An 11587-nucleotide genomic window follows, 5' to 3' on the forward strand; every position below is an offset into this window, starting at 1 on the left:
GAGAACCAAATTCGAGAGAATTGTGCCGCCCCTTCAGGGCTCTCTGTTCTTGGTTCACCCGTGAACCCATGGCGTTGCCATGGGCTGGGGATATGGCGCCCCTTTGGGGCTCCCGATTCCGACTCAGTCGGTCACGTCGAACCGGGGGTAATGCGCCCCTTTTGGGCTCCGGATTTCGGCTCACTGGGAACCCATGGCGTTGCCATGGGCTGGGGCTGTTTCGCCCCGTTGGGGCTGAGGCATGGTCGTACAACCTGAGATCATATTGTGCGATTCCGATGGGGGAATTGAGCTGGCGGCGTCTTGCGATCATCGACCCATTCCTCTCCCACTTCTTCACCTGCTCCATGGCGATCCGGAGACTTCGCGGATCAATCCGGCTGAACTTCGTAGATTTCAACGAGGGCGATGCCTGCCACACCGTTGGTCGAACTGACGTGGATGGTGTAGCCGCCGGGTTCGAGAGTGAGGAGGAGTGCGCTGTCGGCGCTGCCGTCCGCCAGGGGAAACGCGCCGGCACGGGTGGATTCGGCGCGAATCACATCGGCGTTTGGAGCCGTGTTCCATCGAGTGTTGGATGCCAGGATGCTTGATCCGCGATAGACGCTGAGCGAAGGCTGCGCCAGGAATCCGGGCACGTTGTACGCCGCGAGCCCGGGGCCGACCGCCCGGATCAGAAGTGTCTTGGGAGATCCGGGAGCGAGAACGATGCCCGGGATGAGTATGCCTCCACCCGAGCCAACCTGGGCCCGGATTGACGCATTGGTCAGGCGCGACGCGGCGGTGCCGCCTGCTCCTGCGATGTCGGCATCGTAGACCTCGATCAGACCTATTCCGGGTTCGCCCGACGCCGAGGTCGCATGGGCGGTGTATCCTCCAGGCGGCAGTGTGGTGACGAGAGCGGAGTCCAGGCTGCCTTCCTCAAGGGGAAAGGCTCCCGCGGCTGCTGCGGTGCTGCGCAGTTCGGAGGCGCTGATGGACGTGCCCCAGATCACATTCGCTGCAATCTGCGTGCTACCGCTCCACAGGCTGAGTGCCGGCCTTGCGAGCACACCGCCGACGCCATAGGCCTCCAAACCCGGACCGACTGCGCGAAGGAGGATGCGTTTTTCGCCGCCGCCCGTGATCGTGAATCCCGTGATGAGTGTGGAGCCGCCCGAGGTGACCTCCGCCCTCGAGGACAGATTGATGATGCGGGATGCCCCGGCTGGCGCCGCCAGCGAAATGATCCAGTCGGACAGGAGCTGTTCCGCGGCCAGGTCGTGCTCGCTGCTTCCGATGGGTGGCATGCGGTCGGATCCGCCCGATGCCAAACGCTGCAGAAGGATTGAGTGAAGGCTGTCGCCGGGCGCGACGACACGATTTGCGGGATCGCTGCCGGGGTTGACGAGCGGGCCGTTGAGAATGCCCGCACTTGTCAAGGGAATGGCGGCTCGCGCGTCCCAGTAACCCAAGGCGGGGCCGCCTGGCTGATGACACTGGGAGCAATTCACGTCCAAATAGGAACGGGCCCGCGATTCGAGCGGTTTGACGGAGTCGTAAATCGCCGTCAGTGCCGGCAGCGAAGATGTGTCGCCGGTTGGAGCCGTGCCCGGTGTGAGGTAACCCGCCTGGGCTAGTGCGCTGATGATGTTTGCGCTCCCGCTGGAGAAACTCTGTTCGTGGTTGAGCTGCCGCGTGTTGAAACCAAGCGCGAATCCGCCGGCGCTTGTGTGGCAGCGCATGCAGTCGGATCGGCTGGGATAACGCCAGGTTTGCCGGTGGTCCACGCCGTTTTCGCGGACAACAAATTCCTGGGAGGCTCCCTCTTCGGGAACCAGCGTGGCATCTGTCTGCTCCTGGTTCCAGCGATAGGTGACACCGTAGGCGCCAGACGGAGTTTTCACGAGGAATCGCGTTTCGACGCGCCTGGCTGAAGCGGGATTGCCACGGGTGAGTTCGAGATCGAGATGCTCGATCCAGACAGCTCCGGTTGGAAGGGACCAGTTGCCTGCCGCGGAGAACCCGAAGGAGGATGATGCATCCTTGAGTGCTAACCAGCGCAGTTTCGATGCGTGGTCGGACCATGCGGACGCGATGGGAGAGTAGGGCACGACTCCTGGTGCGGGAGTCAGCGCAACCAGTGACGTGAACGCGCCTGTGGCGCTCAGTGTGGCAGGTGGCAGCGGGCTGCCGGGTGCGGGTGCGGCGGCGATTCGCTTGATCACGTCATCGAGATGATCCGCGAAGAGAATGTCGCCCGTCGCCGGATTCAGGCCGAAGCTGCTGATGCCCCCGTCGGAGGCGATCTGCGTGACGCGATCGGCGCTGACCTTGTTGCCGCCGTCCGGTCGCAGGGCCCAGATGCGACCGCTTGAGTAGTCGGCGAAAATGTAGCGACCGTAGAGCGAAGGCACCTTGTTTCCGCGGTAGACGATCCCGCCGGTCACCGAACCACCCTGGGAGCGCGGGTAGTCCCAGACGGGATCGACAAATGTGGCGGACGCAGGCGGGTTGGGGCGTGGCCCCGCGATGGCGCCCTCGCGATAATTCCAGCCGTAGTTGCCGCCGCGGACAATGATGTCGATTTCCTCGCGCGCACCTTGTCCCACATCTGCGCACCAGAGGCGGCCGGTGGCGGTGTCGAATGACATGCGCCAGGGGTTTCTCAAGCCGACCGCCCAAAATTCGGTGCGCACCGTGGCGGGGGCGATGGCGGCTCCGTTGAAGGTGGTTGCGCCGACGAAGGGATTGTCGGCGGGCACGGAATAGGATTCCGGATGGACGGACGGGTGGGGGTTGGGTGCGAGCGAACCCGGCTTGCGATCGACGTCGATGCGGATGATGCCTGCAAAGAAGTCGCGGGTGATGAGCTGGCTGTTCTGGTATGCATCGTCGCCGCCGCCCTCGTCGCCGAGGGACAGGTAGAGGTATCCGTCGGGTCCGAAGGCCAGTTCACCGCCGTTGTGGTTGTTTGCCTGGTCACGCTGGGAAATCAGCGGGACTTCGGAATCCGGTTCAGCGGCGTTTGGGTTGGATGGGGAAACGGAGAAGCGGGCAAGCCGATCGTGCATGCCAGTGCCGGCGCCCGTGGTGGTTTGTGTCGTGTACCAAACGTAGAAGAAACCGTTTGACGCGAACTGGGGATGGAAGGCCAGGGCAAGCAGGCCGCGCTCGTCGCTGTCGCCTGTGGAGGTGATGGTGCGGCCTGTGATGTCGAGAAAGAGCTGTCGGGTGGGGACAGGAGCCGTGACATCTGGGACAACCCAGATCCTGCCTGGCTTCTCGACGACGAATAGTCGTCGGGTGTCACCCGGTGGCGAAACGAGGGCGACGGGCTGGGTGAAGGAAAGGGATGGGAATACGCGTTCGGTGGCGTATTGGGTCGCCGGCAGATCCGGCGGCATCGCCAGAGACGTTGCGTTGGTGCGGATGAGTGGCTGGGCGACAAGAGAGGCGGCAGTTGTCGCGAGCGCCGGAAGCAGGAGGTAAAGTGGGATTCGGACCATGCGCATCAGTACCGAGAGAACACGAAGCGAAACACGGAGCGGGACAGAATTGGAATGGGTCAATGAGAATACGTTCCGGCGTTGTGGCGCAAGGCGCGTTCCCTGGGCATGACAAAGCATGTCATCTCCAGCGGAGGGGGGGATGCGTGCCACGCCAGCGGAGAGGGGATGCATGCAGCAATGGCGGGTGCATGGCTGGTCAACGCCAGCGGAAGTTTTCTTTATTTTGGAGATGACATGCTTTGTCGTGCCCTGGGGACGTGCGTCGCAATACAGCGCGAGATAGTCGAATCCCGGCAAGTCAAGGTGGGGAAGGACTCGGGAAAGTCCGTTGGTTGACATGCAACCCTGAATTGGGGTGACGGCGGGCGTGCGGTTTTTCGGGAGCGGGCGCAGGATTGTGGAATGGCGGAGGAATTGTCGTGTTGCGAACGGGCGCCGGTGCTCTGGCTATTGCTTCCGTGGATGGCGGGACTCTCGCTGGGGCGGGTCGTTGAGGCACCGTTGAATCATGCGGTGGTGCTCGGGGCTGGTGTTGGCTGCACGCTCCTGTCCGCGGTGTTTTCGCACCGGCTCGTGGTCTGGGTGATTGGGTTGAATGCTGGTGTGATTCTGGTGGGTGCGAGTTGGTATCAGCTCTGCAGGAACCGGCTGCCGGAATGGGAAGGGCGGGCACCGCGGGAAGTCGTTGTTGGCGTCGAGGTCGAACGCCTCTTTGCGGCCAAGCCGGATCCGCGAAAGGCATCAGGCCTCGGACGCATTGTGCATGCCCAGGCTCATCTTGCCTCCCTCGTGGGGCAGTCGGTTCAATTTTCCGGCAGGCTGCGCGGTGGCGTGCCGAGGCTAGTTCGATCTGCGGTTGTTGAGATGATCGGTCAGCTCGAAACCGTTCCGCGCCTGGCGCCGCCTTCGACCTTTGAAGGTTACCTGTCGGGGATTGGAGTGAACTTCAAACTGACGCGGGCACGAATCACGAAGGAGCGTGTGCCGGCGTCCGTCTATTGGAAATGGTGCGATCGCATGCAGGGTGAGATGGCGGATCGATTGGCCAGGGGACTTGAGAAGCATCCGGGGCTTGTCGCTGTTCTGCGTGCGGTGCTGCTGGGAAGCATCGGTGAATTGAGTGAGCGACAGGACGAGTGGTTCACGCAAAGCGGCACGCTGCACTTGTTCTCCGTGAGCGGGCTGCACATCGGGGTGATGGCTCTGGCGTTGACCGGCATGCTGGTTGTCCTCCGTGTACCCGCATGGGCGCGATTCTTCGTGATCGCGATCCTCATCTGGCTCTATGTCGACATCACGGGACGGGTGCCATCAGCGGTGCGTGCGTTTCTCATGGTCATGCTGTTTCACGGTGCGCGCGTGATGCGGCGACCGTCGAACAACCTGTCGATGCTCGTCGCAACGGCAATGATCGTTCTCGTCGTCGATCCCCTGCAGTTGTTCAGCGCAAGTTTTCAGATGAGCTATGGCATTGTTCTCGCGCTGCTCGCTTTGGGTCTGCCGATGACGCGCGCATGGGAGATTCGCCATCCGCCTTATCCCGGCGTGCCGGTGGCGCTGTGGAGCTGGCGGCACCGGCTGCTGGATGCGATGCGCAGGAGTTCGATCGGTGCGGTGGCGGTGGGCCTGGCCACGATGCCGGTCAGTGTGGTGACGGGGCTGCTGACGTTTGCCTTGATCACACCGGGTGCGTTGATCGCGAATCTGGTCTGCATTCCCCTGGCATCGATCGGACTGCTTGGAGGATTTGCATCGATTGTGGCGGGTGCCTGCGGCGAGACGTCGCTCAGCATCCTGTTCAATCACGCGGCCGCGCTTGTCCTCGCACTGGTCGACCGCGGGGCGGAACACTTTGTGGAACTCCCGGGCGTTTCCATTACCGGAAGCTTCCGGGCTCCATGGATCGGTTATCTTGTGCTCGTAACACTCGTCGCGCTCCTGCTGACTGGCCTGCAGAACGGCTGGTCGCGGCGCGTCGGGGGGTTCTGGCCGCCATTCGTTTTCACCGGGCTGGTGATCATCTTCCTGGTGACATTTCACGGCGGATAGATCAGACTGCCGGAAACATGAAAAGCGCCTACGAACTCGCGATGGAACGTCTTGCGAAGTCCGACCCGATCCAGGGTCGCCCGTTGACCCAGGAGAAGAAGGTGCGGCTGAGCGAGATTGACACGATATTCAAAGGAAAGATGGCGGAGCGCGAAATCTTCCTGAAGAAGCAACTGGAGGAGGCGCTCTCCGCGGGAAAGTTTGAGGACGCCGAGAAGGTGCGGGCGCAGATTGCTTCCGAGCGCGCACGTCTTGAAGAGGAGCGCGAGGACGAGAAGGAACGCGTCCGCCGGTCGGAGTAGACAGCGATTCGCTGCAAGTCTTCAGACCGAAAGCGCTGTTGCCAAATGGCGTCGACAAGACTGCGTTGACCCTGGGCTGAGGCGGCGCATAGGATCGTCTCTTTATGTCCACGCCGTCCGCCACGCCCGACAATCTCATGGATGCCGTCGTTTCGCTCGCGAAGCGACGCGGCTTTGTTTTTCAGTCATCGGAAATCTATGGGGGGCTGAATGGCTTCTTCGACTACGGTCCGATGGGCGTGGAGTTGAAGAAGAACATCAGGGATGCCTGGTGGCGCGACATGGTGCAGCGCCGGGACGACATCGTTGGTGTCGAGACCTCGATCATCATGCACCCGAAAGTCTGGCAGGCTTCGGGTCACGTCGAGGGGTTCACCGATCCGTTGGTTGACTGCAAGGCCTCGAAGCAGCGCTTTCGGGCGGACCAGCTTTTCTTCGCCCCGGTGCTTGTCGATGGAAAGACCGTGGGCTATGTGTCGGTGCTCGAGAGCGAGCGCACGACCGAGGATCTCCAGGAGGCGGCGGAGCTTTTCAAGCGCAAGCGCGGAATCCAGGGGCAGCTGGCGCCGGTGCAACCCCGCGACATGACCGAGTGCAAGCCCGAGGAGGTGGCGTTGATTCCATCTCCCGCGACGGGCGAGCCCGGCAGCCTCACGCCGCCGCGCGCGTTCAACATGATGTTCGAGACCTACGTGGGTGCGCTGCGCGACGCCTCGGCGGTCAGCTACCTGCGACCGGAAACTGCGCAGGGCATGTTTGTGGATTTCAAGAATGTCGTGGACACGGGGCGCGTGAAGCTGCCGTTCGGCATCGCGCAGGTCGGCAAGTCGTTCCGCAATGAGATCACGCCGCGCAACTTCATCTTTCGCTCGCGCGAATTTGAGCAGATGGAGATGGAGTATTTCATCCACGAGGACGCCGACTGGGCCAAGTGCCACCAGGAGTGGATCGAGTGGTGCCGCCAGTGGCTGATCTCGATCGGTCTGCCGGAGTCCCATCTTTCGCTCTACACGCACCCGAAGGAGAAGCTGTCGTTCTACTCCAAGGGAACCGTCGACATCATGTTCCGGTATCCCTTTGGCGTGCAGGAGCTGTGGGGCATTGCGGCGCGCGGCAATTACGATCTCAGCCAGCACGCGCAGGCCTCGGGCAAGCCGCAGGAATTTTTCGACGAGACGTCGAAGAAGAAGTTCGTTCCGCACGTCATCGAGCCTGCCGTCGGTGTCGATCGCATCTTCCTTGCCGCGCTCTGCGCCGCCTATGCCGAGGAGGAGGTGAAGGATGAAAAGGGTGCGGTCGAGAAGCGCACCGTGCTGCGCCTCAGTCCGCGCATTGCGCCGGTCAAGGTGGCGGTGTTTCCGCTGCTCAAGAACAAGGAGGCGCTTGTGGGCCGCGCGCGCGAGCTCTACCGGAGGCTTCAGCGCCGGTATGCAGCCTTCTACGATGACGCGGGCGCCATTGGACGCCGCTATCGCAGGCAGGACGAGATTGGCACACCCTGGTGTGTGACCATCGATTTCGACACCATTGAAAAGGACGGCACCTTCACCCTCCGCGAACGCGATTCGATGCAGCAGAGGCGGATTGGCGAGGATGAGCTGATGCGCCTGCTCGACGAGCAGGTCTATTGAGGAACCGGCGACACCTCGCGGCAGCATGTTGCGCTGGAGTGGAAGAATCCTGATCGCCTATCTGTCCGTTTGGGCGGCGGTCCTGCTGTTCACTCCATCCTGCCGCCGGGCGGACACGAACGAGGCGGCTGCGCAACCGATGACGGTGACCCAGGCGGTCACGCAGACCTCGGAAAGCTGCCGGACCTGTCACGACGGGATCCATGCAGCGTGGGCACCGACGGACCATGCCCTGGCGAATCGGGCGACCGGCCACTCTCCGGAAATCGCCGAGGCGCTGAAAACGTTTCCCGTCGCGGCCGACAAGGCCGAAGTCGAGGCCTGTGAGATGATACTTGGTCACCTGCCGCTCTGGCAGCCGCTGGTCAAGCGCGATGGCGGGCGTTATCAGCCCCATGAGTTTGCCTACGATCCGAAGGCGAAGGAGTGGTTCAATGTGTTCGGCAACGAGCAGAGGCGACCGGGTGAGTGGGGACACTGGACGGGTCGCGGCATGAACTGGAATTCGATGTGCGCCCACTGTCACATGACCGGATTCCGGAAGGGCTATGATGAACCGGGCGACCGTTACCATTCGACCTGGGTCGAGCAGGGCGTGAGCTGCATCCAGTGCCACGGGGCGATGCCGGCGGATCACGGCAGGGGTGCTGCCAAACCGGCGGCACCGGCGTCCGCGGAGTCGCCGGCGAAGACGGCGGAGCGCCGTATCCAGGAAATGCATACCTGTGCGCCCTGCCATGCGAGAAACGAGCCGCTGACCTCGTCCTTCCAACCCGGGGACAGTTACTTCGATCATTTTCGCGTGGAGTTGCCGCTGCGGCGCGGGGTCTTTTTTCCGGACGGCCAGCAGCAGGATGAGGTGTTCAACTGGACGTCCGTCCTGTTGAGCCGCATGGGTCATGCCGGTGTGACCTGCATGGACTGCCACGATCCCCACACGAGCAAGACGGTTCTTCCGGTGTCGAACAATGCTCTGTGCATGCAGTGTCATGCGGCGCCGGGCCGGGTCATGGTCGGCGGAATTCACGCGGTTCCGATCGATCCGGTTGCTCATTCGCATCACGGAGCGGGCAGTGCCGGCAACCAGTGTGTGAGCTGCCACATGCCGACGACGAACTACATGCAGCGCGCTCCGCGCCATGATCATGGCTGGCTCAAACCCGATCCGTTGATGACGCAGGAGCTTGGAATTCCGAATGCCTGCAGCCGGTGTCACGCGGACAAGCCGGTTTCCTGGGCGATTGAGAAGACCGACGCCTGGTATGGAGAAAAGATGGATTCGCTCCAGCGCCGCCGCGCGCGTGCGGTGGATGCCGCGCAGAAGGCGGATGCCAGGGCGGCGTCCGCGTTGCTGGCTTTGCTGAAGGAGGAGCAGATTCCAGCCTGGCGGGCCACCTACATTGGACTTCTTGCGGAAGTGACGGCACCATCCGCCGAGGTTTTCGCCGCTGCGGAGGCGGCGCTTGCGGCCGCGGATCCACTCGAACGCTCCGCAGCCGTGCGGCTGCTGGCGTCGCATGACGCGTACCTCCCCAGGCTCAGGCCGCTTCTCAAGGATCCGGTGCGCCTGGTGCGACTCGATGCGGCGTGGGCGCTCTCCCGGGAACTGACCGCGGGCTCTCCCGAGCGGGCGGAGCTCGACGCGATGTTGAACCTGACGATCGATCAGCCGGCCGGGCGTGCGCGGTGGGCGCAGGATCTTGCGAACCGCGGTCACCTGCCCGAGGCTGATCGCGAGCTCGCGCTCGCCGAAAAGTGGGATCCCTTTTCGCCGGGGCTCAAGGAGTCGCATGGATTCGTGCTGAACGCCATGGGGCGCAGTGCCGAGGCTGCCGCGCTTTTCTATCGCGCGGCCCAACTCGATCCTTCGGCGAGCGACCCCGCCTTTCGCGCGGGGCTCGCCTATGCGGAAGCGGGGCGCATCGCCGAGGCGGAGACATCGCTTAGGCTCGCGGTTCAGCGCGACCCGGCGCTTCACCGGGCCTGGTACAATCTCGGACTGCTGCTTGCGGGACAGGAGCGTCTGCCGGATGCGGCCGATGCGCTTAAACATGCGGAATCGCTGGCGCCCAGTGAGCCGGACTATCCCTATGCGCTGGCCACGGTGCTCCTTCGCCAGGGAGACGCTGCGGGGGCTGCGGCGGCTGCAAATCGCGCACTTGAGATCGATCCTGGGAACGCTGGCGCCCGCCAGTTGCTGCAGCAAATCCGCTAGCGCATCGCGCACAACGGATTCTTTTGTCTTTCGGGAACCACCGCGCGGATGCAGTCTCACGCCATGCGCATCGGCACGCATCCGCTCACCTCGAATCTGTTCCTGTCACCGCTGGCGGGTTACACGAACCTGCCGATGCGATTGACGGTGCGCTCGGTTGGCGGGCTGGGCTGGGCGACCACGGATCTTGTGAACGCCCGGTCCCTGCTGGAGAGGAACCGGGTGGCTCTTCAACTCGTTGCGACGGCACCGGGCGATCAACCGCTGGCCGTCCAGCTCTTCGGGTCGGTTCCCGAAGAGATGCGCGATGCCGCGGCGATGTGTGAATCGCTCGGCGTGCAGTCCGTGGACATCAACATGGGGTGTCCGGTGAAAAAGGTCGTCAGGATCGGAGGCGGATCCGCGATGATGACGGAGCTTTCCAAAACCGCGGAACTCGTTCGCGGCATGGTGAGTGCGGTGAAGATTCCCGTCACGGCCAAGATGAGGCTTGGGTGGGATGAGGAAAATCTGACGGCGCCGGATCTGGCGCGGGTGCTGGAGGACGTTGGAGTGGCGGCAATCTTCATTCATGGCCGCACGCGGGCGCAGGGATTTTCCGGAACCGTGAATCTCGCTGGCATTGGATCCGTCGTCGAGGCAGTGCGCCACATCCCGGTCATTGGCAACGGCGACATCACGACCCCCGAGGGGGCGCGTCACATGATTGGACAAACGGGCTGCGCCGGCGTCAGCATTGGGCGCGGGGCCTTTTACGATCCGTGGATTTTTCGGCGTACGAGGCGTCTCCTGGACACCGGTGAACTGCTGCCCGAGCCTGATTTCGCCGAGCGCATTCGGGTGATGCGCGAACACTTCGAGCGCAACTGCGCGTTCTTCGGTGAGGAGCAGGGGGCGCGCCTCTTCCGCAAGGTGGCACCCTGGTATTCGCGGCGCTTTGGCCCGGCCAAGGAGTTCAATCGACGCATCATCGGCATCACGTCCCGTGCGGATTTCGAAGCCGTTCTGGCTGAATACATCGCCTGGCGCGCGCCCTTCTGCGATGCGCAGGGCAATCTGCTTCCCCGCTTTGCGCCGGGTCCGATGACACCGTCCTTCATGCGCGCTCCGGATGAAGTCGAGGCACCGGTGCTCGCTCGTCAGGAAATACCGGTGCCGAAGGGACCGGTTGAAGTCTGGTAGAATTTCCATGCCTCAAAATCTCGCACTGCCCGCATCGCATTTCTGGGAGCTGATCCTGGGCACGTTTCTCGCGCTCTTCCCCATCATCAATCCTTTCGCGGCCTCGCCGGTGTTTCTCGCCATCACAGACGGCGATTCCAAGAAGCGGCGCGACCAGCAGGCGCGCATGGGATGCGTCTACATGGTGGTCATCCTGGTCGCCTCCCTGGTCGGAGGCACGTTCATCATGAGTTTCTTCGGCATCTCGATTCCGGGAATCCGCATCGCCGGTGGATTTCTCGTGGCGGGAATCGGCATGGGCATGGTTTCGCCTCCGAAAGCCGGTGCGCACGAGGCTCACGAGCGCGCAGCGGCGCAGGCGAAGGAGGATATTTCATTCACGCCGCTCGCCATGCCGATGCTCAGCGGTCCTGGATCGATCGCGGTGACCATCGGTTTTACGTCGCTGGCGAAGCATCCCCTCGACTACGCGGCGATCATTCTTGGCATATTTGTGGTCGCGCTTGCCAGCTATGTCGTGCTGCGGCTTTCCGTGCACGTTGTCCGCTGGATTGGCGTGAACGGCATGAGTGCGATGACGAAGATCATGGGCTTCCTTCTCCTGTGCGTGGGAATCCAATTCATGGTCAACGGACTCATTGGAGTCGCGAGCGATTCCGAACTCCTGCGGGAATTTCGAGGTTCGCTCGCAGTCCCCAAGTGACCAGCCGGGATGCG

The 11587-nt window shown here is 62.9% G+C and carries 7 protein-coding genes; 6 read left to right on the top strand and 1 reads right to left on the bottom strand.

From position 1 onward, the window contains the following. Positions 1-371: 371 nt before the first annotated feature. A complete protein-coding gene (locus HS122_06740) occupies positions 372-3488 on the bottom strand; it encodes a PQQ-dependent sugar dehydrogenase (GenBank protein ID MBE7538091.1) in 3117 nt (1038 codons plus the stop codon). A 465-nt stretch (positions 3489-3953) separates the two neighbouring features. Between HS122_06740 and HS122_06745 the strand changes: the two genes are divergently transcribed. The 6 genes from HS122_06745 (at position 3954) to HS122_06770 (ending at position 11573) form a co-directional block, all read left to right on the top strand. Next, positions 3954-5540: a ComEC/Rec2 family competence protein gene (locus HS122_06745; GenBank protein MBE7538092.1), complete on the top strand. Its 1587-nt coding sequence runs from the start codon at positions 3954-3956 to the stop codon at positions 5538-5540. Between the two features lie 17 nt (positions 5541-5557). After that, a complete protein-coding gene (locus HS122_06750) occupies positions 5558-5842 on the top strand; it encodes a hypothetical protein (GenBank protein MBE7538093.1) in 285 nt (94 codons plus the stop codon). A gap of 104 nt (positions 5843-5946) precedes the next feature. Further along, the gene (locus HS122_06755; protein ID MBE7538094.1) at positions 5947-7473 is read left to right on the top strand and encodes a glycine--tRNA ligase; all 1527 of its coding nucleotides are present in this window, start codon (positions 5947-5949) and stop codon (positions 7471-7473) included. 25 nt (positions 7474-7498) lie between these two features. After that, complete coding sequence (locus HS122_06760; protein MBE7538095.1) at positions 7499-9688, top strand: tetratricopeptide repeat protein; 2190 nt, start codon at positions 7499-7501, stop codon at positions 9686-9688. Positions 9689-9751: 63 nt separating this feature from the next. Continuing rightward, entirely contained in the window at positions 9752-10870 is a 1119-nt protein-coding gene (dusB, locus tag HS122_06765) for a tRNA dihydrouridine synthase DusB (protein ID MBE7538096.1), read from the top strand. A gap of 7 nt (positions 10871-10877) precedes the next feature. Next, positions 10878-11573, top strand: a complete 696-nt coding sequence (locus HS122_06770; GenBank protein MBE7538097.1) for a MarC family NAAT transporter — start codon at positions 10878-10880, stop codon at positions 11571-11573. Positions 11574-11587: the final 14 nt, after the last annotated feature.

The organism is Opitutaceae bacterium, from assembly GCA_015075305.1.
GTDB lineage: Bacteria > Verrucomicrobiota > Verrucomicrobiia > Opitutales > Opitutaceae > UBA6669.